We start from the raw sequence: 22,728 nt of genomic DNA on the forward strand, positions 1-22,728 counted from the left end.
CCCTTGGGTATCTACCCCCTCATCGGTTCGAAAAGGAATACCATAAGCAACTCCAGGCTTCATAGACTTGTGTCCACTTTCTTGACAGAAGTCCAGCCCCTGCAATATAAGCGCGAATTTGCGCTTATACATGCTGTTGGGGACACGGATCAGCCGGTTAGGCAAATGCACTGTGTCTTGCTTCGCTTCAGCAACGCCTTCGTGCCGCTGCAAGCCGCGGAACGGCTGAACCCCGTGAAGCAGCGGCAAAAAAAGCCGCCGCAGCCTAGGAGCGAGACGCCCCCGGCAGCAACGGCCAGCTCATGCATTACCCGATCTCCACGCCGTCGCGGTAGACGCGGACGATGTCCAGCTCCGGCGTCAGCAGCACAAGGTCGGCGGCCGCGCCCGCGCGGATCGCGCCGAGCTCGTTCCCGAGCCCGAGCTGCTTCGCCGCGTTGGCGCTCGCGAGGCGGCTCGCCTCCGGCACGGACAAGCCGATGCGCTGAACGACGAAGCGGAACGCTTCGATCATCGTCAGCGTGCTGCCGGCGAGGCTGTCGCCGTGCGTCAACCGCGCCACGCCGCCGCGAACGGTGACGTCGAGCCCGCCGAGCGAATACTGGCCGTCCCCGAGGCCCGCCGCCGCCATCGCGTCGGTGATCAAGACGAGGTTGCCGGCCGTCTTCGTCTGCGTCAGCAGCTTCACGGCGGCCGGGTGGACGTGCACGCCGTCCGCGATCACCTCGGCGACGATGCGAGCGTCGGTCAAGACGGCGCCGACGACGCCCGGATTCCGATGATGCAGCGGCGTCATGGCGTTGAACGTATGCACGGCCTGGTTCAGCCCGGCGTCGACGGCGTCGACGAGCTGGTCGTACGTCGCGTCCGTATGGCCCGCCGCGGCGATGATGCCGAGCTTCCGCAGCTCGCGGATCAGGCCGATCGCGCCTTCCGTCTCCGGCGCGAGCGTCAGCTGCTTCACGAGCCCCGGATAGGCGGTCGCCCAATCCTGCAGCCAGTCCGCGTTCGGCGGGACGATGCGGGCGGGATTTTGCGCGCCGGGCCACTTCGGGCTAATGAACGGGCCCTCGAGGTGGACGCCGAGCAACCGCGCCCCGCGCGAAGACGCCGCGTCGCGATACGCGGCGGTCGCCTGCAGCACGGCGTCGATGTCCGGCTTCGTCGCCGTGACCGTCGTCGCCAGCATCGTCGTCGTGCCGTGCCGGCCGTGGAAGCCGGTGATCGTCTCGTAGGATTCTATTGTTGCGTCCATGAAGTCGCCGCCGAACCCGCCGTGACAATGCAGGTCGATAAAGCCGGGGACGACCCAACCGCCTTGCAGGTCGACGTCGACGGCGCCGGCGCCGGCGGAAGACGCGGATACCTCGACGATGCGTCCGGCGTCGATGCGGACGGTGCCATTTTCCAAGATGCCTTCTTCAGTAACGATATGTCCGCGAACCAAGGTCATCGGAAATGCCTCCCCGCTTCGGCGTCGAGCAGCACCACGAGATGCGGATGGGTTTGCAGCAAGCTCGCCGGGCATTCCGTCGTAATCTCGCCCGTCAGCGCGCGGTGCACGATGTCGGCTTTGTCCGCGCCCTTCACGACGAGCAGAATCGTCTTCGCCTTCAGAATCGTGCCGACGCCCATCGTAATGGCGTGCGTAGGCACGCGTTCCGGCGTTTCGAAGAAGCGGGCGTTCGCGTCCCGCGTCTGATCGCTGAGCTTCACGACGTGGGTGCCGCGGATGAGCGAATGGTCCGGCTCGTTAAAGCCGATGTGCCCGTTATGGCCGAGACCGAGCAGCTGCAGATCGATCTGTCCGTACGATTCGAGCAGCGCGTCGTACCGCTTGCACTCCGCCTCCGGGTCCGCCGCGGTTCCGCTTGGGATATGCGTGCGCTCCGGGGACGCGTCGATATGATCGAAGAGATGCTCTTTCATATAGTACGCGTAGCTTTGCGGATCGGAGGCCGGCAGCCCGACGTACTCGTCCAGGTTGAACGTCGTCGCCTGCTTGTAGCTGACCATGTTTTTGCGGAACGTGCGGATCATTTCCTTGTAGATGCCGATCGGCGTGCTGCCGGTGGCGAGGCCGAGGACGGCGTTCGGCTTCGTCTGGACGAGTCCGGTAATGATACCGGCGCCGGCTTCGTTCAGTTCGGCGTCCGTCGGGAACGTGAGGATGTTCATTTGCGAGCTACCTACCTTTCGTTTTCCGAAAATGCTTTACATTCACGTACGTCTGCTCCAACTTCGGCACGTACGCGTCGAAGCGCGAGCTGACGAGTCCGATGAACAAAATGTCGATGACGTGCAGCTGCGCGATGCGCGAAGCCATGTCGCCGCGCCGCATGCCTTCCTCGAGGGAGGAGGCGAACAACGCGATGTCCGCCGCATCGGCGAGCGGATTCGCGCCGTACTTCGTCAGCGAGATCGTCGTCGCGCCTTGGGCTTTCGCGCAGACGAGCGCGTCCAGCGTCTCCTGCGTCGCGCCCGAATACGAGATGGCCAGCGCGACGTCGCCCGGCCCCAAGTTGGAAGCGGATGTGATCTGAAGGTGCGGGTCGGAGAAGGCGTTCGCTTCTTTCCCGATCCGGATCAGCTTCTGATAGGCGTCCTGCGCGACGATGCCGGATGTGGCGACGCCGTACAGATCGATGCGCCGAGCCCGGTCGAGCGCCGCGACGGCCGCTTCCAGCGCGCCGAAATCGAGCAGACGCGTCGTGTCCGCGATCGAGCGGAGGTGATTGGCCTCCATCGCGGCGACGATGCGCTGCAGCGAATTGCCGGCGACGATGTCTTGGTACGTCGGCTGCTGCTCGGAAGGGGCCGCGAGCTCCTCGGCGAGCTTCAGCTTGAAGTCGGGGAAGCCGTCGAACCGCATCGACTTGCAGAAGCGCGTGATCGTCGCCGTGCTGGCCCCCGCGCGCTCGGCCAATTCGGTAATGCCCGAACGCGTCGCTTCCTGCGGATGCTCGAGAATGTATTCGGCGAGGGCGCGTTCCTTCGGGTGAAGGGAAGACAGCCGCTCGCGGATGGCGTAGAGTATGTTGGACATCGGCACGCCTCCGGTGTGGGTTCATGAAAATAATTTAATCCATTATCGGGAAATGACGAAAATAATTTTCCTTCTTTATTATCATATTCTAGGATTTCCATCGGCGCAAGAGGAACATGCCGGAACGAAACAAAAAACCGCGGCGTCCGAATCGTTCGGTCGTCGCGGTCGTCGGCGTTGCGCGTTCGATCTCAGGCGTCGGATTTCGCGTGCGAAACCGGGCAGCCCTTGCAATAGTTCCCGTCCGGCAGATGATACCGGAGACAGCATTTGCGCCGGATCGGCTTCCCGGTCCAGGCGAACGGATTGAAGCACTGAAGCTCGCCGTACAGCTCGGGCGGAGCTTCTCTCTGAATGTAGAGATAGTCGTCCTCGAGTCGCTCGCGAAGCGCTTCGTCCTCGGCTTCCGTAATCCACAGTCGGTAGAAGTGGTTCAGGTACATCGAACCGTTCTCCCAGAGCAGGTCTTCGCGGACGCCGGTTTGCGCGTGGAGACTCTTGAAGACGAGGTTCCAATTGTGCGCGAACAAGCGAATGACCGTCAGCTCCCGCAGCGATTCCCGAGAAGCGTCATCCGTCACTCGGGCGGTGCGCCCGCCGCACAAGACGGCGAACGGCGGCTCCCCGGGGAACAGGACGGCGATATCCCGGAGCGAGGCGGAACGCGCGATGCCGAGCACGCTGAATTCGTATAAGACGGATATGAGAGAACGGCAGTACCACTTCGTGAACTGCGACGCGGCGACCGTCGGCTTATCGGTGCCGAGCATGCCGGCGACGCGGTCCACGAGCGACTTCACCTGCTCCGGAGAGGCGAGCATCGGACCGGGCAGCCGGTCCGAGACGCCTTCCGGCTCTTCGGTGTAGAAGCCGAGCTGCCGCTGCACCGTCAATCGGGTATCAACGGACATAGGCGGTCTCCTTTTCCTTCTCGGGCGTCGGGTTCGGATCGGAGGTAACGGCCGACGCGTCGCCTCGCGGCGGCTGCGGCGGCTGCGACGGCGCCCGCGAGCCGAGCGGGATGCAGAGCGGCGAGCCGTATACCGGATCCGCGATCATGCGGCAGTCCATCTCGAACACATCGCGGACGAGCGTCTCGTTAACGACCTTCTCCGGCGGCCCTTCGGCGTACACGCCTCCGCCCGCGACCGCCACGATGTGGTGCGCGTATCGACAGGCGAGGTTCAGATCGTGCAGCACCATCACGATCGTGCGGCGCTCCCGCTCGTTGAGGGCGGCGAGCAGCTCCAACACTTCGATCTGGTGCGTCATATCGAGGTACGTCGTCGGCTCGTCGAGCAGGATCGTCTCGGTTTGCTGCGCGAGCGTCATGGCGATCCAGGCGCGCTGACGCTGACCGCCGGACAAGGCGTCTACGGGGCGGTCGGCGAACGGCGTCATGCCGGTCGCTTGGAGCGCCTCTCGGACGACCGTCTCGTCGTCCCGCGTCCATTGCTTCAGCCACGTCTGATGCGGGTACCGCCCTTGCTTGACGAGCTGCAGCACGGTGAGGCCTTCCGGCGCGACGGGGCCTTGCGGCAGGATCGCGAGCTTCTTCGCGACGTCCTTCGTCGGCGAACCGTAGATGTCCTTGCCGTCCAACAGGACGGCGCCCCCGGCAGGCTTCATCAGCCGCGCGATCGACCGCAGCAGCGTCGACTTGCCGCAGCCGTTCTTGCCGATCAGGACGGTAATCTTGGCTTTCGGGATCAAGAGGTCGAGACGATCGATAATCGGCGCGCCGCCGTATGCCAGCGTCAGCCCCTTCGCTTCCATGGCCGTCATTTGCCCTTCCTCCTTAAGAGTAGATATACGAAAAAGGGAGCCCCTACCGCCGCCGTAAACACGCCGGCAGGAATGTCGTTCGGCGGGAACGCGGTCCGGCCGAGCGTATCGGCGATCAGCAGCAGCATGGCGCCGATGCACGCCGATACCGGCAGGACGGCGCCGAACGCCGGGCCGACGAGCCTGCGGGCCATGTGCGGCGCCATCAGGCCGATGAAGCCGATCGCGCCGACTTGGGATACCGCGGCGCCGGCGAGCGCGGCGCTGATCGCGATGAGCGCCGAGCGCTCGCGGGATACCCGGCTGCCGACGCTGGCGGCGACGTCCTCGCCGAGCTCGTGCACGTTCGCCTTGCGGGAGAGCATCCATGCGACGAGGCCGAAGCCGGCCGCCCACGGGAGCAGCGCCCCGACATTGTTCCAAGAGCTGCCGTATACGCTCCCGGTCAGCCAGGTGAACGCCTGCGTCGCCAAATACGTCGGGCTCAGAATGATCATGAACGAAGAGAGCGACCCCGCGGCGGTCTGCAGCGCCACGCCGATCAAGACGAGACGCAGCGGCGAGACGCCGCCCTTCCACGCGAGCGCGAACAACAGCGCGGCGACGGCGACGGCGCCGCCGATCGCGGAGAGCGACAGGCCGGTCAGGCCGATCGCGCCGCCGGTCAGGACGAGGCTCGCGACGCCCGCCGCGGCCGCCCCGCCCGTGACGCCGATCATATCCGGCGAGGCGAGCGGGTTGCGGGACACGCTTTGGAGCAGCGCGCCCGAAGCCGCGAGGCAGGCGCCGGCCAAGACGGACATGGCGGCGCGGGGAAGACGGAACGAATACAGCACCGTCCGCGTCGCGTCGTCGCCGAAGCCGAACGCGCCGCGAAGCACTTCGACCGGCGAAATCCATAAGCTTCCGACGCCGGCGCTGACGCAGACGAGCGCGACGAGCGCGATCGTCAGGACGACCGTCCAGAAGACGGCGCGGCGTTCGATCAAATACGAGAACAAGCGCGTGCGAACCGCGTAACGATTACTTCGCATGAACGTCCCTCCTTGCCACCCATACGAAGAACGGGACGCCGATCAGCGCGGTGACGACGCCGACGGGCAATTCGTTCGGCATCGCGACGAATCGGGCGATTACGTCCGCGCCGAGCAGCAGGACGCTCCCGAGCAGGGCGCTGTACGGCAGCAGCCACCGGTGATCGCGGCCGGCGACGAACCGGGCGATATGCGGCACGACGATGCCGACGAAGGCGATCGGTCCCGCCACGGCGACCGACGAGCCCGCGAGGAGGACGACGGCCGCGGCGGCGCCGAGCTTCACCGCGCCGACGCGTTGACCGAGACCGCGCGCGACGTCTTCGCCGAGCGCCAGCGTATTGAGCGGCGCCGCGAGCGCGAAGCAGACGATCGCGCCGATCGCGAGGAACGGCAGCACCGGGAGCAGCATCGGCATCTCGCGGCCCGCGACGGAGCCGACGAGCCAGAAGATGATCTGATCGAACGATCTTCCGTTCACCAGCATAATGCCTTGCGTGATCGAAGACGCGAAGGCGGTCACCGCGGCGCCGGCGAGCGTAATGTTGACCGGCGAACCGCCGCCGCGGCCGACCGAGCCGAGTCCGTAAGCGGCTCCGGCCGCGAGCGCGGCGCCGAGGAACGCGGCCCAGATGAACTGCGACTGCGAATCGATGCTGAGAACGGAGATCGCGACGATAATGCAGAGCGCCGCGCCGCTGTTGACGCCGAAGATGCTCGGCGACGCGAGCGGGTTGCGCGTGACCGTCTGCATGATCGCCCCGGAGACGGCGAGCGCCGCGCCGACCGCCGCCGCGACGAGCGTCCGCGGCAGCCGGGTATTGCGCACGATCAAGTGATCGGCCGACGTGCCGTCGAAGGCGGCGAAAGCTTGCCAGACCGTATATAAGTCGATGCTTCGGCTGCCGTACGCGATCGACAGAAAGCCGAAGCCGCACAGCAGAACAACGCAGGCGAGAAGTCCGAACGGTTTCTTCATGTGTGATTGAAATCCTTATGAGGTAGGATAAGTTACTTACCCATTGTATGAGAACTGTTCTCACCTGTCAATGAAGATGAGAATCGTTTTCAAAAAATACCTTGACAGGTTGCCGCTTCGTTTGTATAGTGAGGTTTGTCATCTTGCTGAGAATCATTATCAGACACCTATGGGGAGTGGAATTTACTTATGAAAAAGCTGTCGAACATAGCGCTTACGTCGATCGCGTTGTTGGCATTGGCCTTCGGGTTGGCCGCCTGCGGCGGAACGGACTCGCAGCAACCTGCTGCGGAGACGTCCGATTCGACCGAAGCGGCGAACGATAACGGGGCGGCGACGTCCGAGGCGGCGCCGGAAGCGGAGCCGGCCACGCGCAGCTTTACGCACGCGATGGGGACGACGGACGTCCCGACGAATCCGCAGCGCGTCGTCATCCTGACGAACGAAGGCACGGAAGCGCTGCTCGCGCTCGGCGTCACGCCGGTCGGCGCGGCGAAGTCGTGGCTCGGCGATCCGTGGTACGACCACATTAAGGATCAGATGAAGGACGTCGTGAACGTCGGGGAAGAAAGCCAGCCGAACCTGGAGCTCATCATCGGCTTGAAGCCGGACCTCATTATCGGCAACAAGATGCGTAACGAAGAAATCTACGACGAGCTGAGCGCAATCGCGCCGACGGTGTTCGCGGAGACGCTTCGCGGCGATTGGCAAGTCAACTTCAAGATGTACGCCGACGTTCTCGGCAAGACGGCCGAAGGCGAGAAGGTTATGGGCGATTACGAGGCGCGCATCGCGGACCTGAAGACGAAGCTCGGCGACAAGCTGTCGACGCAAGTGTCGATCGTGCGCTTCATGGCGAACGATACGCGGATTTATTGGAAGGATACGTTCTCGGGCGTCATTCTGAGCCAGATCGGCTTGGCGCGTCCGCCGGCGCAGGATATCGACGATTTCGCGGCTCGCGGCGTAACGAAGGAGCGGATCGAGGAGATGGACGGCGACATCCTGTTCTACTTCTCTTACGAGCTCGGCGACGGCGGCGCGACGGCCGTCGAGGATAGTTGGTTGAAAGACCCGTTGTGGCAGACGCTCGACGTCGTGAAAGCGGGCAAGGCGTACAAGGTAAGCGACGCGATCTGGAATACGGCCGGCGGCGTCATCGCGGCGAATCTGATGATCGACGATCTGTATACGTATTTCGAAGTGAAATAAAACAATACGAACGCAAGAAGCGAGCCGGGGAGGGATCCTCGGCTCGCTTCTTTGCGTCGAGCGCCGCCGCGGACGGTTAGCGTCAACGAAATTGGAAATCCTATGCATCATCCGATACGAACGGGAAGGGGAATCCGCACCATGCCGTCCGTCGATCTGCCGTCCGCGGCGCTGCTGGTCTTAGCCGCGCTCGGCATTCTCGGCAACAATTCCACCGTCGCCATCGCCGTCGTCGCGCTGCTCCTGCTTCGCGTCACAAAGCTGCATCAGGTATTCCCGTGGCTGGAGAACTACGGTCTTACCGCCGGCGTCGTCATCTTAACCATCGGCATTCTGGCCCCGATCGCCAGCGGGAGCCTCGACCATCGCGCGGCGGTTGCGTCGCTCCTGCGGTGGCAGTCGCTGGCCGCGGTCGCCGTCGGCTTGTTAGTCGCCTATCTCGGCGGCCGAGGCGTGACGCTCATGTCGCAGCAGCCCGCGGTCGTGACGGGGCTGCTGCTGGGGACGATTCTGGGGGTCGCCCTGTTCCGAGGGGTCCCCGTCGGGCCGCTCATCGCCGCAGGTATCCTCTCGGTGCTGCTCGGCGCGAAATAACCCTCGCGCGCTTATTAGAACGCGAAACTGAGCTGCTCCGGCAGCGGCTTCGCAGGCGCCGGAGCCGCGGCCGAGGGCCGAAGGACGGGAGCCGGCTCGGGAAGGCCGTGCCGAGCCGATACGGCTTCGATGCGCCGCTTCATCTTGTCGGCATACGACCGTTCGACGTAGGCGTTCCGATATAACCGAGCGTAAGGCTGGATCAGCTCCGGGAAATGCATCTCGAGCGTATGGTAATACCACATCTTTACGTCGGGGGACAGCCGCAGCAGCGACGTCATCGCGAAGCCGGCGCCCTGCGCCTTCGACTCGGCGAAGAGCGCGTCGAGCGTCTCTTCGCCGTCGGTGAGCAGCGGCAGAATCGGGGCGACGAAGATGCCGACGGGGAAGCCTGCGTTCGCGAGCGCCCGGACCGCGCGCATTCGCCCGGCCGGATGGGGCGAGGCCGGCTCCAGCTTCCTGGCGATCGCTGCGTCTAACGTGTTGACGCTAATGTTGATCGACGTGACGTCGACGTCGCGCAGCACGTCCAGATCCCGCAGGACGAGCGGCGACCGGGTCGTGACGGACGTCGGGACGCGGTAGCGCGCCAGCACCTGCAGGCAGCGGCGCGTCTGCCGCGCCTTCGCCTCGATCGGCTGGTACGGGTCCGTCGCCGTGCCGACGGCGACGGGACCGATGCGGGGGCCGACGTCGGTGTCGCGCAGGCCGTGCCTGCGCCCGAACGTGCGGAGTTGGGATTCCAACGCTTCGGCGGCGTTCTCCTTAATAAATATATGATGCTGAAACTCGTCGGTAGCTTCCTTGCCGAGGAATGTCTGGAAGGCGCGCGCGTAACAGAAGCTGCAGCCGTGCGCGCAGCCGCGGTAGGGGTTGAGCGACCAGTCGAACGGCATGCGTTCGACCTTCACGCGGTTCAGGACGAGCTTGGCGGTAACGGATTCGAATTGTTTGGTCGTCATACGATACGCTCCTGATTCTATAGGAACTTGTGTTCGTAGTTGAAGTATACCACAGTCGTTTCGCGAATGCGAACACAGGTTTGCATGAAAACGGTGCAACCCTGCATCGCCTTGGTGCGTCTAATCGATATGGAAGCCGGTGGAAAGAGGTGGAGGGATGTCATACAAGCTTATTGGGATGCTGCTCGCGGTCGGCGCGATCGCCGCGGGCTGCATGGCGGCGCCCGGAGAGCGGCCGATATTGCCGGCGAAGGCGCAGATCGAGTCCGCGCAGGAGTCGAATCCCGAGAGGAAGCCCGATCCCGCGGAAGCGAGCTATGCGGACGAAAGCAAATACGTCGGCGAAGAGTTGAAGCTGATCCAGACGATTAACCGGTCCGTCCGATTTCAAAACGAAGGGGACCAAGACGGCTATATGAGCTTGCTCGCGGAAAACAGCAATATGGGCTTTCCGGCCAGCAAGGTGCGGAAGATCGAAGTCGTCGGCATTCGCCTGCATACGCCTAAGGAATTGTCCGCGATCGTAACGACGAGAACGTGGCTGGAAGGGGACGGGGACATCTATTCGGACGGGTTTTACTTGCTTAGCAAGGAAGAAGAGGAATGGAGGATCGTCGATAAAGATTAAATCGATACGAGGCGCGGAACATGAAGAAATCCCCCGGAGGCCAAGCCCCCGGGGGATTTCTTTCTATTATTCCGTAGCGACCGATTGATCGGCTTGCATCGTGACCGGCGAAATCCGGACGAAGTGCGCGTCGACATTCTCGAGCATCGAAGCGATCTTCGCCGCGGTTTCCGCTTGGCCGGATTTCTCCAGCTCGGAGCGGTAGATACCGAGCAGCTCCTTCAGGTCGGCGCGGCTCTTGTCGCCCAGCGCCGTGATGCTGACCTTCGCGCCCTTGGCGACGCGGCGCTTGATCGCCGCTTCGTCGAGGCCAAGCTCCGGCTGCAGACGCTGGTAGATGACGCCGCCCGTCATGCCGGCGCAAATCCAAGGTCCCGGATCGCCCATGACGACGGCGCGCCCGTTCGTCATGTATTCGAACGCGAAGCCCTTCAGGTTCGCGCGGCCGGCCATGTTGCCGATGTCGTCGCGGATCGGACCTACGATCTCGCCGCCGAAGATGACGTCGGCGCCCGAGAGACGGATGCAGGCGCGGGAGTCCGCGTTGCCCTGAACGATGAAGGTACCTTTCTGCGCGCCGTAGGCGAACGACTTGCCGACGGAACCGTTGATGAACGCCTTATGCTTGCTCGGCGCCTTGAGAATCGCGATCTTGCCGCCGAACGCCATCTTCGCTACGCCGTCTTCCGCGCCGCCGTGAACCGTAATGTCCACGCCGCGGGCGTTGAACGCGCCGAGACCGTTCCCCGGCACGGAGCCGTCCGTCAGCTCGAGCGAGATGCCCGGAAGCTGGTCGTAGCTGCCGTCGAACCGGTCGCGGACGCGGTTCGAGGAGAAGCGCGAGCCGATGATGCGCGTCTCTGCGCTGATCTTGCTCCAACGCTTCGCGATCGGCGATTCGAAGCTAAGCGCGCTCGGATACATCGCCGCTTCCGCGCCTACGGCCGCGAGCACCGGCTCGGCGGAAGCCGCAGCGGCTTCTTGCGCCGCCGGAGCGATGAATTGCAGCGGAGCCGGACGAAGGATCGCCGACAGGTCGATCTTCTCGAGCGCGTTCACCTGCTGCAGCAAGTCGGAACGACCGACGAGATCTTGCGCGTTCTTGTAGCCGAGCGCCGCGACGATGTCGCGGACTTCTTCGCCGATGCCCGAGAACAAGCGAACCAAGGCGTCGACCGCGTTGTCGTATACGCGGGGAACGAAGCGGCGGAGACCTTTCTCTTCGGCTTCTTCCATCGAGTCGATCTGCGTCGCGATGCCGACGTGGCACGTGTCGAGGTGACAGCCGCGGCACGTCGTGCAGCCGATCGCTTGCATCGAGATGGAGCCGAAGCCGCAGCGGTTCGCGCCGAGCATCATCATCTTCACGACGTCCGCGCCGGACTTCAGACCGCCGTCGGACCACAGCTCGACGCGGTGGCGAAGACCCGCTTCGATCAACGCGACGTGCGCGAGCTTCGTGCCGATCTCCGTCGGCAGGCCGACGTGCTGCAGCGAGTGCATGCGCGCCGCGCCGGTGCCGCCGTCGAAGCCGGACAGCGTGATGACGTCCGCGCCGGCCTTGGCGACGCCGACCGCGATCGTGCCGATGCCCGGAACGACCGGTACCTTCACGATGATTTTCGCGTTGTGGTTGCTAGCTTCCTTCAACTCGCTGATGATTTGCGCGAGATCCTCGATCGAGTAGATGTCATGGTTGTTCGAAGGCGAGATCAGGTCGGAGCCGATCGTCGCGTTCCGCGCGGCAGCGATCTTCGCCGTAACCTTGGAGCCCGGCAGGTGACCGCCTTCGCCCGGCTTCGCGCCTTGGCCGATCTTAATCTCGAGGAACGCCACCGCGTTCGCGAGCTCGACGTTGACGCCGAAGCGGCCGGAAGCGACCTGCGCGCCGCGCGTCCGCTTATAGCGGCCGAGCATATCCTTGATTTCGCCGCCTTCGCCGTTCATCGTCACCATGTTCAGACGTTCGCCGGCTTCCGCGTAGGCGCGGAACGCCGTCTCGTTCTGAGAGCCGAACGACATGGAAGAGATAAGCATCGGCAGATCGTGGTCGCCTACGCCGATGTTAACGTCCTTCGGATCGAGCGGCTTGCGGCCGTCCGACAACGCCTTCTCGTAATCGAAGTCCGCGACGTGGCGAATGCTGATCGGATTTTTCGCTTCTTCTTCGCGCAGCTTGTCGCGGTAATCCGAGTAAGGAGCCGCGCCGGAAGCCGCGTCGCCGAGCGCTTTCCACATCCGTTGGAAGAAGCGGAAGTTCTTGCCCGCCTTGGCCTTCGGATTGTTGTTATAGTCCTCGTAACGAGCGATCGCGTCCGCTTCGAGCTGCGCGAAGCCCGTGCCCGCGTTTTCGCTGCCGAGGTAGTTGACGATATCGAGCACTTCCGCGACTTCCGGGTGGAGGCCGATCGACGAGAAGAATCGCGTATACCCGCGAAGCTCGTGCGTACCGATCGTGGAGATGACCTTCTCGAGACCCTTCTGAAGCGTAGTGAACACCTTCTGAGCCGCCGCCGCGCCTTCCTTCGCCGCCGCCGTCGAGAACAACACGTACGGGGAAATCAGGTCCGCGCCGAGACCGCAAGCGACCGCGATGTCGTGCAGGTTGCGGACCGAAGCGGAGCGAAGCGCGATCGCCGCTTGACGGCGCAGGTTGTCGCCTTGGCCGAGCTTTACGGACTTCAGCGCGATGTCTACGCGGGAAACCGCGAGATGCGCGTCGATCCAAAGACGGTCGTTGCTGTTCGCTTCGCCGTCGTCGAGCAAGAGCAGGCTGGCGCCGCCGCGAACCGCGGCGATCGCGTCGTCCGCGAGCTTGTCGAGCGCGGCCTTGAGCGATTCTCCGCGGCCGAACGTCAGCGACAACGTCGCGACGGAGCCGGCTTGGGACGCTTCGAACGCGGCAACGAGCGATTCGAGCGACGGCTGGCCGACCGCTTCCAGGCTGCCGACGCCGTTGGAGCCTTCGAGCACGAGCGGAGCCGGCAGCTCGACGCGCAGGCGGCCGTCCGGCTCGCCGTAGATCGTCGGACGAGGGCCGACGACGACGCGGGTGGAGAAGTGCTCCTGCTCGCGATCGCGGTCGATCGCCGGGTTCGTGACGACGGCGACGCTCTCTTTAATGAAGTCTGCAACATTTTGCCGTTCCCAGTTCAGCGCCGCGAGCGGGCCGTCATAGCCGAGTGAGCGGATCGGCTCCGCGCCGGTTTCCGACATCGCTTCGACCATCTGGATGCCCTCGCGATCCCAGCCTGCAGCCGCATACAGCGCATCCGTCACTTGGACGTCCGCGTTCGGAGCCGCAGCAGGGAATTCGTTCTGATAGAACAATTGGCCGCGAAGTCCCGCGAAGTCGACGCGCTGCTTCGCGCGCTCGAGTACGGTCGTCTGAAGCTCTTCGTACGGAATGACTTGCACGTGTTCGCCGCGCGTCAGGACGACGCCGATCTTCTCGCCCGGGGCGATCGGCTTCGGGTCCGCGACCATCTCGCCGACCGTGATAACGCCTTGCTCGGAGGAGAAATAAAGCGATGTTTCGCTTTCGACCATCCACAGCGGGCGAAGGCCGAGAGCGTCTACGCTGAATACGCACTCGTTATCGTAACGGGATACGATGGCGGCCGGACCTTGCGCGTAATGACCCCAAATTTGGCGATAATAAACGTAAAGATCTTGCAGCTCGGGACGGAACGACTTCATCTCGTTATGAATCGGAGGGAAGACAAGCTCCATAGCCTCGAAGTGCGAGAAGCCGTGACGGTGAATGAACGTCTCGATCGTCCGGTTCATATCTTGAGAGTCCGAGCCGCCGTCGACGAGCGGAACGCCGATCATGTCGGCTTCGTAGCGCATCTTCTTTACGGTGTTGATCTCTCCGTTATGACCGAGCAAGGAGAACGGCTGCACGCGGAAGAAGCTCGACAACGTGTTCGTGGAATAGCGGTTGTGACCGATCGTCACCTGAGCGGCGAAGAGCGGGTCTTGCGTGTCTTTGAAATATTTCGGCAAAATGCTTGCGGAGCCCATGACCTTATAAGCGGCCGTTACGTTGCTGAGCGACGCGACATGAACATTGTATTTGCTTTCGATTTCGACGTGCAGCTCGAACAGATGGTCGGCGACGTTGACGCCGTCCTTCTCGGTAATCGCGGCGACTTGCCAGAACGTCGGCTCGTCGTTGCGGCCGTTCGGGCCGAGCACGGCGCCGTTCGTTTCGTTTTCCTGTTCCAAGACGATCTTCACGCCGTACTTCGCGAACAGGTCGCGCATGCCGTTCTGCATGTCGCTTGCCGAGATGTCGAGCTTCCGAGGCACGAAAATATGCGCGACGGAGAAGCGGTCGTCGAACGCGAGCTGGCCGTCCAGGCCGGCTTTCTCGAGCTTGCTCTGCCACAGGGCGCGCGGAATGTCCGTGAGAATGCCGCAGCCGTCGCCTTCCCCGTCGATAAAACCGGAGCGGTGCTCCATCTTTACGAGGGCGTCGATCGTCTTCTGAATGTTGTCGCGGGACGGATGTCCGTTCTTCTCGATGATGCAGATGACGCCGCAGCTGTCGTGCTCTTCGAGCAGCAGTCCTTCAAACAATCCTTCGTTCTTCATAGCTTGGTTCATGCGTGCGGTCAGTATTCTGACCCTCACCTCCTAAGGAATTGGGTTCGGGCATGCATAATTATGCAACTGCGCTGAATAAAAAGCGCTCATCCATCGCGGCATAAAGTCGACGATACAAAGGGGGAATAACGTGAAACGTAGTACGAAACGCGCGGCAAATCATCGCAAACCTCACACGGTATGACAGGTTAGACCGCGTCCGTGCTAGAGGCTGAAAAGTAGATATAGAATAACATGAAATGTTACACCCGACAATAAAGAAAAGGACGAATAAAAGACTGAAAGCGTTTTATAATGTATAATAATATTTATAACGGTGAATAATCATATTTTTTGAACAATGGATAATTGTTGCGCACGGGCGATATCCTCTCCTCTTTTTTATACCATTCGCGCGCGAGAATATCAGCAAGCAGATTCAGACAATAACGCCCCGGCGACCAAGAGGTCCCGGGGCGAGCCGATTTATTTCAACTTGGAAAATGCTCTCTCCGCCGCGGCGATCGTCGCCGCGACGTCTTCTTCGGCATGGGCGGTCGTGAGAAACCACGCCTCGTACTTGGAGGGCGCGAGCAGCACGCCCTCGTCCAGCATGAGCTTGAAGAAGCGGCCGAACGTCTCGCCGTCCGCGTCCTGCGCCTCGTCGTAGTTCGTGACGGGGTGGCCGCAGAAGTGCGTGGACAGCGCACCGCGCACCCGGTTGATCGTCAGCGGCACGCCGTGCGCGTTCGCCGCGGCTTGCAGTCCGTCTTGCAGCTTGCGGCCGAGCGCGTCGAGTCGTTCGTACGTGCCGGGACGGGCGAGCTCGACGACGCAAGCGAGGCCCGCCGAGACGCTCATCGGGTTGCCGGCGTGGGTGCCCGCCTGGTACGCGGGACCGAGCGGCGCGACCTGCGCCATAATGTCCTCGCGTCCGCCGTAAGCGCCGATAGGAAGGCCGCCGCCGATAATTTTGCCGAGGGCGGTGAGGTCCGGCTCGATGGCGGCGGCGTCGGTCGCGCCGGCGCCTTCGAGGAACGTCGACGCGGCGCCCCAGTGAAAGCGGAACGCGGTAATGACTTCGTCGTAGATGACGAGCGCGCCAACGTCGTGCGCCAACCGGCGGACGCCTTCGAGGAAGCCGGGCGCCGGCGCCACGATGCCGAAGTTGCCGACGATCGGCTCCACGAGCACGGCCGCCGTTTCGGCGCCCCAGCGTTCGAGCGCTTGCCTCAGGCCGTCGAGGTCGTTGAACGGCACCGTGATCACCTCGGATGCGACGCCTTGCGGCACGCCGGCGCTGTCCGGCACGCCGAGCGTCGACGGGCCGGAACCGGCGGCGACGAGCACAAGGTCGGAGTGGCCGTGATAGCAGCCTGCGAACTTGATGATCTTCGTGCGGCCCGTGTACGCGCGCGCCACTCGGATCGTCGTCATGACGGCCTCCGTCCCCGAGTTCGTAAAGCGCACCTTATTTAATGAAGGAATCGCTTTCTTCAGCTGCTTGGCGAACTCGATTTCGAGCTCGGTCGGCGTGCCGTAGAGGGCGCCGTTCAGCGCCGCTTTGTGAATCGCCTCGGTGACGGCCGGGTGGTTGTGGCCGAGAATGATCGGCCCGTACGCGGCCAGGTAGTCGATGTAGCGATTGTCGTCTGCGTCCCAGAAGTAGGCGCCTTGGCCGCGCTTCATAAAGACGGGAGCCCCCCCGCCGACCGCCTTGAACGAGCGCGAAGGACTGTTTACGCCCCCGACGATATGTTGTAACGCTTCATTATATAGCGCTTCGGATTTGGATCGGTTCATGAGGCTTGCACACCTTTCTGATATGTATGATTCCTGTAAGGGAACCGGCATATACAAATTCAAGGTGTTCCTAGCCTGTTCCTCCTAGAAACCTGTACTTTTTTCGGAGATGGCTTGTATGGTTGTTACCGTTCAAGAGCTGAATTTAGATTTGAACAATCACGTTACCTTTTTTACGTTCGGTCTCTACATATCTGTGGGCATCCGGCAGGCGCTCCAGCGGATACCGATGATCGATCACGGCGTTCAGCGTTCCATTTCTTGCGAGCTCTACGAGAAACGCCAAATTCGTTTTGTTTTGCATAAGGCCGGCTGCTGCAAAAACAGCCCGTTTGCCCTTAAACAGGGAAGTCCACATCATCTGTAAAATGATAGACGGCTTGGGTACGGTAGTCAGATAAATTCCCTTGGAGGTAAGGACACGCTTGCATGCCGAGAAGGAGCGTTTGCCTACAGCATCAAAGACGACATCATAAGCTTTGTCCGTTTTCGTAAAATCCTCCCGGGTATAGTCGATAATGAAATCTGCCCCTGCTTTCCTTACCAGACTTTCGTTGCCGGCAGAGCAAACACCGGTTACTTCAGCGCCGAAGTGTTTGGCTAATTGCACAGCGTAGATGCCGACAGCCCCCGAGGCACCGTTAATCAGCACTTTCTGTCCCTTCCTCAACGTTGCCTTATCTCTTAGAAACGTCAATGCGGTGGCACCCCCGTCACAGACACCTACGGCCTCTTCAAAGGTGATGTTGTCCGGTATGACCACAAGAGGGCTCTCTTCGGAAAGACACTTATATTCGGCATAAGCACCGAAGTTTTTGATGCTCATCCCCAGAATACGATCCCCTACTTTAAACTGCTTTACTTCTTTGCCGACCGCTTCGACCTCGCCGGCTAATTCGCATCCTCCAATTGCGAATTTCGGTCTGGACAATCCATACAACAATTTAACCATAAGCGGATCGCCCTTGCGAAAAGCACAATCCGACGGCCCTACTGCGGCGGCGTGGATCCGTATAAGTACTTCATTGTTTCCTGGCGACGGTTTCGCGACTTCTCGCGGGACGATTACCTCCGGCGGACCATACGAGATTTGGACCATGGCTCTCATGGGTTTTCCCTCCTGCATTTTTTTGTAATCCACCGCAAACGGTCCTTTACAAAAGGCTCTTCGACGAATGAAAATGGATAGGAGAAATCATGGAAAAGAAGGAGATGAAGAGAAGCGTTAATGAAAAACGTTTTTTACAAGTTTATGTCGAGATGGACTTCCCTTAACGAGGAAGATCAGCGAGCCATTGTGGATGAGATTCATATAGAAGAATTTAAAAAGGGAACCGTTCTTTTTAAACAAGGAGATGCCCCAACCAAATGTTATTTTGTCCTGAAAGGCTGCGTAAGGCAGTATACGATCGATGAAGATGGAAGAGAGGTCACATCCAATTTCTTTACAGAAGAGCAATTCATCGCCATCTTCAATCATCACAAACCGGACAAATCGTCCGATTTCACCTTCATGTGCGTTGAAGATTCGGTAATGGTCGTCGGAGATCTGAATACGGAACAGGACATGTACAACAAACACCCTCAATTGGAGTTAATGACCCACAGGATGATCGAGGAGTTCTTAAGTCAGGTCCAAGAGGAATTCGCTGCTTTTATCGCTTCTACGCCTGAAGAACGCTTCAAGACGCTGTTAATGAAACGCCCGTCTCTTATCGACCGGGTACCCCAACATCAATTGGCCAGTTATCTCGGCATTACTCCGGAGTCATTAAGCAGAATTAAGAAGCGAATCCACCAAGACCTTCTCTGAACCGGCTGACCCTTTCCTTGAAATACCCATGACCCCCTGAAGTTCAAGTAATGATTACATTGTAACTAGAGGGATGTTTACGTGCATTGACTTAAGTCAAGAGACGAGGTATATAGTCTATAATTTGATAGCGCACATTTCGGGGGCAATTCGGAGCGGACTGCAAATGTCCAAGGAGCAGCCTTATTTACATTTCCCACCGTTCAGTGCGACCTGATAAGCCGACTCCCAGCGGTCATAGAGCATAATGAGTCCGACCGGAACGACATAACGCAGGACCGACAGGAAGAGATTCCAATGATAGTAAATTAGCCAGCCCTGGCTGTAAGCGAAGACGGCGATAAAGGCCCCGATGCCGGCGATCGCGGCAAATACGGCGGGCTTCAGCCGATGAGGCGTCATTGGAATGAAAAGAGCGCACAGTACGGATAAAATATCGCCGGTGACGAGCTCCGCCACTCGGCAGTCGGTGATGATATTGTGGAATAAGCCGGGTTTGAACTGGTATAGCTTCAGTAGGGGCAGGGCGAACACGGCGCTTACCCACATCAGGATCATGTGGGAGAAGCAGAGAAGCCGGAGGCGATAAGGAATCGGCGGACGGTAGCTGGAGATGCGCGGCGCAAGGTAAGCGCCGAACCGAAACCCGCCCACATAGAAACATGCGGAATACAGTACACTCCAGTGCACATACGTCAAATACCCCAATTTCACATAAATCCACTCCAGGCTGACATGCAGCGCTGCAAACGCGATGGATACCCTCCAAGGGTGAGCGGTTCTTGCGGCATAATGGACGAAGATAATGAATACGAAGGGCAAAATTAAGAAATCGGAGAAGACCACGCCAAGCTCGTTGTCAAAGGCGGGATCCGTTCTTAGATGCGTCGGGAACTGGTACAGCCCGAGGACGACGTTGAACAGACCCTCAAAGAAGTCCGCCACGCCGACGCCGATGACGTAGGCGGTAACAACAGAGTGCAGCGAGAGCGTCCTTTTGCGCAACAAAATCGCCATCCACAGCGAAATCGCAGCTAAATTGACGAGATATAACATGTAAGCCGCCCGCTTCCGTTTTTCATTATTTTGGTACGCGGCGGCCTTTTTATACACCTCCTCAGGCGAAATGTCAGCAGGATACTCCAGAATCGGGCGGGAACAAGTACTCCGACGATGCGACAAAAAAGGGCCGCACCCGCGCGCAAAAGCGCTTCGGGGCGGCCCCTTTCTCCGTAAAATTATCCGTCGCTGCCCTCGTCCGGACCGCCGAGCGCGGCGTCCTTCGGATCGGCGTCGCGGACCGGCGGCGCCGCCGTCTTCGCGAACGACTCCGCGATGAACTCCTGCAGGTCGTCGGGGTCGACCGTCAGCACCGACGCGCCGCCGACCGATTCCTCGCGCAGCAGGTTCGAAGGCGGCAGCTGCACGCCGGCTACCTCGTTCGCCTTCGCCTCGAAGCCAAGCGCGCCGAGCTTGATCATCTCCGTCACCGACAAATTCGACTCGATGTACGGATCGATCGCGGCCAAGATACGCGGCAGCCGCAGCAGCGACGTCGTCGTCTGCAGCTTCTGCGCGACGGCCGTCATGAAGTTCCGCTGACGCTCCGTCCGAGCGAAGTCGCTGAGCGCGTCATGCCGGAAGCGGACGTATTGCAGCGCCGTGCGGCCGTCCATATGCTGCATGCCGGCTTTCAGGTCGATGTCGTACTCCGGACCGTCGGCGCGCGACGTATAACGCATATCCTTCTCGACCTCGAAGTCGATGCCGCCGATCTCGTCGATCAGATGGACGAACCCTTCGAAGTCCGTATATACATAATACTGAATATTAAGGCCGGTCAGTTCGCTCGCCGCGCGCATCGCGAGCTTCGGCCCGCCGAGCACGATCGCCGTGTTGATCCGCTCCGATCCGTGGCCGGGGATGCGCACGTACGTATCGCGCAGCAACGAGAACAGATGCGCCTTCTTCGTCACCGGATCGATCGACGCGATCATCATCGTATCCGAGCGCGGAATTTCGTTCTTCTTGAGACCGCGGGAATCGCCGCCGAGCAGCAGCACGTTCACCCGGTCGGTGCCTTCCCACTTCGGCGTCTCGTATTCGACTTCTTCCACGTTCGTCGTCCCCGAAGTCGCGGAAGGCTTCTGCTCTTCGAAATCCTTGAATCTCGAATCTTCAGGTCGATCGTCCGCGAAGCTGTAAAAGGAATATCCATAATATCCGATGACGCCGAGCGTCAACACGACGATCGTAATGGCGGCGGTCCTCAGCCAGGTCATGTCGCTTTTCCTCCGTCCGGGGTAATGGTATCATTATCATCAAGTTCCGCGCGCTTTAGCCGTTCTACCAATCGCATCCAACTAAAAATATATAACGTCGACACGGCGGCGAAAGTTGCGCGCCCTTAGTATTATAGCGATAAACCATTAACCGCATCAAGGAAAAGGAAAGAGGAACCGTAACGTATGCTAGCGATCGACGTCGAACGACTACGCAAGCAGTTTCGCGTCCAGAAGAGCCGGGAAGGCCTCAAAGGCGCGATCCGCGACTTGTTTCAGAGAGAATACCGCGAAGTGACCGCGGTGAACGATATCAGCTTCCAAATTCCGCAAGGGGAAATCTGCGGGTATATCGGCGAGAACGGCGCCGGCAAATCGACGACGATCAAGATGCTGACCGGCATCCTGGTGCCCACCTCGGGTCGGATCGTCGTGAACGGCTACGTTCCGTTCGAGGACCGCGAGAAGTTCGTCCAAGGCATCGGCGTCGTCTTCGGACAGCGCAGCCAGCTGTGGTGGGACCTCGGCGTCATCGAGTCGTTCAACCTGCTGCGCAAGGTGTACCGCGTGCCCGAGCGCGACTACAAGCTTAGACTCGACGAGCTCGTCCAGCGTCTGGACCTAAGCGATCTGCTGAACCGCCCGGTGCGCAAGCTGTCGCTCGGCCAGCGCATGCGCTGCGAGATCGCCGCGGCGCTGCTCCACAACCCGTCGATCTTGTTTCTCGACGAGCCGACGATCGGTCTCGACATCGTGGTGAAGACCGAAATCCGCGAGTTCCTGAAGTCGCTGAACGAACGGTTCGGCACGACGATTTTGCTCACGACGCACGATCTGCAGGACATCGAAGCGCTCTGCTCCCGCGTCATCATGCTCGACGACGGCAAGATCATTTACGACGGCGGTCTTCAGCGGCTGAAGGAGACGTGGGGCCGAGGCAAGGAGATCGTCTTCCGGTTCGGGACGGGCATGCCGCTCGGCGAGCTCGAACGGCTGACCGAAGGCCTGCAGGTCGCGTGGACGACCGACAACGCCTTCGAAGCGAGAGCCGCGCTTCCGCAAGGCGCGAACGTCTCCGAGACGCTGGCACGCGTCGTCGGCGCCGTCGACATTCGCGACATCAAGATCGAAGAGACGAACACCGACGAGATCGTTAGAGAAATCTACAAGACCGGTTCTTCGGAAAAGACGGGGGCCGCGCGATGAATCCGGCGTATCTCGAGCTCATTCGCATGCGGTTTCTCATGATGCTCGCGTACCGCGTCAACTATTACAGCGGCATCGCGATCTATGCCATCAACATCGGCGCGTACTACTTCGTCTGGTCGGCGATTTACGCCGACAAGCCCGAGCTCGGCGGCTTCACGATCGCGCAGATGACGACGTACATCGCCGTCTCCTGGATGGCGCGGGCGTTCTATTTCAATAACCTGGACCGTGAAATTTCGAACGAAATCCGCGACGGCAGCGTCGCGATCCAGTTCATCCGGCCGTACCAATACATCGTCGTGAAGATGATGCAAGGCCTCGGCGAAGGCATCTTCCGCCTGTTCCTGTTTTCCGTGCCGGGCATGATCATCGCGAGCCTCTTGTTCCCGGTGTCGCTGCCGCGGGATCCGGGCGTCTGGGGCATGTTCCTCGTCATGCTGTTCTTTAGTTTCTTAATCAATACGCAGATTAATATTTTAATCGGTTTAGGAGCGTTCTTCCTGGAAAACAGCGAAGGCCTCATGCGCATGAAGCGCGTGGCGGTCGACCTGTTCTCCGGGCTGATCATTCCGCTGTCGTTCTTCCCCGGCTGGGCCGAATCGCTGCTTGCGCTGCTGCCGTTCCAGGCGATTACATACCTGCCGGCGACCGTATTCACCGGCCGGACGGCCGGGACCGAAGCGCTGTCCGCGCTCGGCGTGCAGGCGATCTGGTTCGCGCTTCTCGTCGGCCCGATGTTCTGGCTGTGGCGGAAGGCGAAAAACCGGTTGTTCGTGCAGGGAGGGTAAGAG

The 22,728-nt window shown here is 60.9% G+C and carries 20 protein-coding genes; 6 read left to right on the plus strand and 14 right to left on the minus strand.

The window, feature by feature from the left end; genetic code table 11:
* The 8 genes from FE782_RS32885 to FE782_RS14630 all read right to left on the minus strand — a co-directional run.
* On the minus strand, positions 1–249 hold a 249-nt coding region (locus FE782_RS32885), incomplete at its 3' end, for a hypothetical protein (protein WP_238392495.1).
* A 58-nt stretch (positions 250–307) separates the two neighbouring features.
* Positions 308–1,453, minus strand: a complete 1,146-nt coding sequence (nagA, locus tag FE782_RS14600) for an N-acetylglucosamine-6-phosphate deacetylase (protein ID WP_138194956.1) — start codon at positions 1,451–1,453, stop codon at positions 308–310.
* Positions 1,450–2,178, minus strand: a complete 729-nt coding sequence (nagB, locus tag FE782_RS14605) for a glucosamine-6-phosphate deaminase (RefSeq protein WP_138194957.1) — start codon at positions 2,176–2,178, stop codon at positions 1,450–1,452. The genes nagA and nagB overlap by 4 nt, the downstream gene beginning before the upstream one ends.
* 7 nt (positions 2,179–2,185) lie before the next feature.
* Positions 2,186–3,046, minus strand: a complete 861-nt coding sequence (locus FE782_RS14610; protein ID WP_138194958.1) for a MurR/RpiR family transcriptional regulator — start codon at positions 3,044–3,046, stop codon at positions 2,186–2,188.
* Positions 3,047–3,237: 191 nt separating this feature from the next.
* Positions 3,238–3,957 carry a (2Fe-2S)-binding protein gene (locus FE782_RS14615; RefSeq protein WP_138195138.1) on the minus strand — a complete coding sequence of 240 codons (720 nt, stop codon included), beginning with the start codon at positions 3,955–3,957 and terminating at the stop codon, positions 3,238–3,240.
* Positions 3,947–4,831, minus strand: a complete 885-nt coding sequence (locus FE782_RS14620; protein ID WP_138194959.1) for an ABC transporter ATP-binding protein — start codon at positions 4,829–4,831, stop codon at positions 3,947–3,949. The genes FE782_RS14615 and FE782_RS14620 overlap by 11 nt, the downstream gene beginning before the upstream one ends.
* The gene (locus FE782_RS14625; RefSeq protein ID WP_138194960.1) at positions 4,828–5,865 is read right to left on the minus strand and encodes a FecCD family ABC transporter permease; all 1,038 of its coding nucleotides are present in this window, start codon (positions 5,863–5,865) and stop codon (positions 4,828–4,830) included. The genes FE782_RS14620 and FE782_RS14625 overlap by 4 nt, the downstream gene beginning before the upstream one ends.
* Complete coding sequence (locus FE782_RS14630; RefSeq protein ID WP_138194961.1) at positions 5,855–6,844, minus strand: FecCD family ABC transporter permease; 990 nt, start codon at positions 6,842–6,844, stop codon at positions 5,855–5,857. The genes FE782_RS14625 and FE782_RS14630 overlap by 11 nt, the downstream gene beginning before the upstream one ends.
* A 189-nt stretch (positions 6,845–7,033) precedes the next feature.
* Here FE782_RS14630 and FE782_RS14635 point away from each other — a divergent pair, with 189 nt between their 5' ends.
* Positions 7,034–8,056: an ABC transporter substrate-binding protein gene (locus FE782_RS14635; protein WP_138194962.1), complete on the plus strand. Its 1,023-nt coding sequence runs from the start codon at positions 7,034–7,036 to the stop codon at positions 8,054–8,056.
* Positions 8,057–8,197: 141 nt separating this feature from the next.
* The gene (locus FE782_RS14640) at positions 8,198–8,650 is read left to right on the plus strand and encodes a DUF441 domain-containing protein (protein ID WP_138194963.1); all 453 of its coding nucleotides are present in this window, start codon (positions 8,198–8,200) and stop codon (positions 8,648–8,650) included.
* Between the two features lie 14 nt (positions 8,651–8,664).
* Here the strand turns inward: FE782_RS14640 and FE782_RS14645 are convergent, their stop codons facing one another.
* A complete protein-coding gene (locus tag FE782_RS14645; RefSeq protein WP_138194964.1) occupies positions 8,665–9,612 on the minus strand; it encodes an SPL family radical SAM protein in 948 nt (315 codons plus the stop codon).
* Positions 9,613–9,769: 157 nt separating this feature from the next.
* Between FE782_RS14645 and FE782_RS14650 the strand changes: the two genes are divergently transcribed.
* A complete protein-coding gene (locus FE782_RS14650) occupies positions 9,770–10,240 on the plus strand; it encodes a hypothetical protein (RefSeq protein WP_138194965.1) in 471 nt (156 codons plus the stop codon).
* 66 nt (positions 10,241–10,306) lie between these two features.
* Here FE782_RS14650 and FE782_RS14655 read toward each other — a convergent pair whose 3' ends face one another.
* The 3 genes from FE782_RS14655 to FE782_RS14665 form a co-directional block, all read right to left on the minus strand.
* On the minus strand, positions 10,307–14,851 hold the full coding sequence (locus FE782_RS14655) for a glutamate synthase-related protein (protein ID WP_238392496.1): 4,545 nt from the start codon (positions 14,849–14,851) through the stop codon (positions 10,307–10,309).
* Between the two features lie 465 nt (positions 14,852–15,316).
* Entirely contained in the window at positions 15,317–16,633 is a 1,317-nt protein-coding gene (locus FE782_RS14660; RefSeq protein ID WP_138194966.1) for a glutamate-1-semialdehyde 2,1-aminomutase, read from the minus strand.
* Between the two features lie 145 nt (positions 16,634–16,778).
* Positions 16,779–17,741, minus strand: a complete 963-nt coding sequence (locus tag FE782_RS14665) for an NAD(P)-dependent alcohol dehydrogenase (protein WP_138194967.1) — start codon at positions 17,739–17,741, stop codon at positions 16,779–16,781.
* A 120-nt stretch (positions 17,742–17,861) separates the two neighbouring features.
* Between FE782_RS14665 and FE782_RS14670 the strand changes: the two genes are divergently transcribed.
* Positions 17,862–18,446: a Crp/Fnr family transcriptional regulator gene (locus FE782_RS14670; protein WP_138194968.1), complete on the plus strand. Its 585-nt coding sequence runs from the start codon at positions 17,862–17,864 to the stop codon at positions 18,444–18,446.
* Positions 18,447–18,629: 183 nt separating this feature from the next.
* Here the strand turns inward: FE782_RS14670 and FE782_RS14675 are convergent, their stop codons facing one another.
* Both FE782_RS14675 and FE782_RS14680 read right to left on the minus strand, forming a co-directional pair.
* On the minus strand, positions 18,630–19,502 hold the full coding sequence (locus FE782_RS14675; protein WP_138194969.1) for a hypothetical protein: 873 nt from the start codon (positions 19,500–19,502) through the stop codon (positions 18,630–18,632).
* 182 nt (positions 19,503–19,684) lie between these two features.
* A complete protein-coding gene (locus FE782_RS14680) occupies positions 19,685–20,728 on the minus strand; it encodes an LCP family protein (protein WP_138194970.1) in 1,044 nt (347 codons plus the stop codon).
* Positions 20,729–20,914: 186 nt separating this feature from the next.
* Here FE782_RS14680 and FE782_RS14685 point away from each other — a divergent pair, with 186 nt between their 5' ends.
* Positions 20,915–21,934, plus strand: a complete 1,020-nt coding sequence (locus FE782_RS14685) for an ABC transporter ATP-binding protein (protein ID WP_138194971.1) — start codon at positions 20,915–20,917, stop codon at positions 21,932–21,934.
* The gene (locus tag FE782_RS14690; protein ID WP_138194972.1) at positions 21,931–22,725 is read left to right on the plus strand and encodes an ABC transporter permease; all 795 of its coding nucleotides are present in this window, start codon (positions 21,931–21,933) and stop codon (positions 22,723–22,725) included. Before FE782_RS14685 ends, FE782_RS14690 begins: the two co-directional genes overlap by 4 nt.
* Positions 22,726–22,728: the final 3 nt, after the last annotated feature.

It is taken from the genome of Paenibacillus antri (assembly GCF_005765165.1).
In the GTDB taxonomy this organism is placed as follows: domain Bacteria; phylum Bacillota; class Bacilli; order Paenibacillales; family YIM-B00363; genus Paenibacillus_AE; species Paenibacillus_AE antri.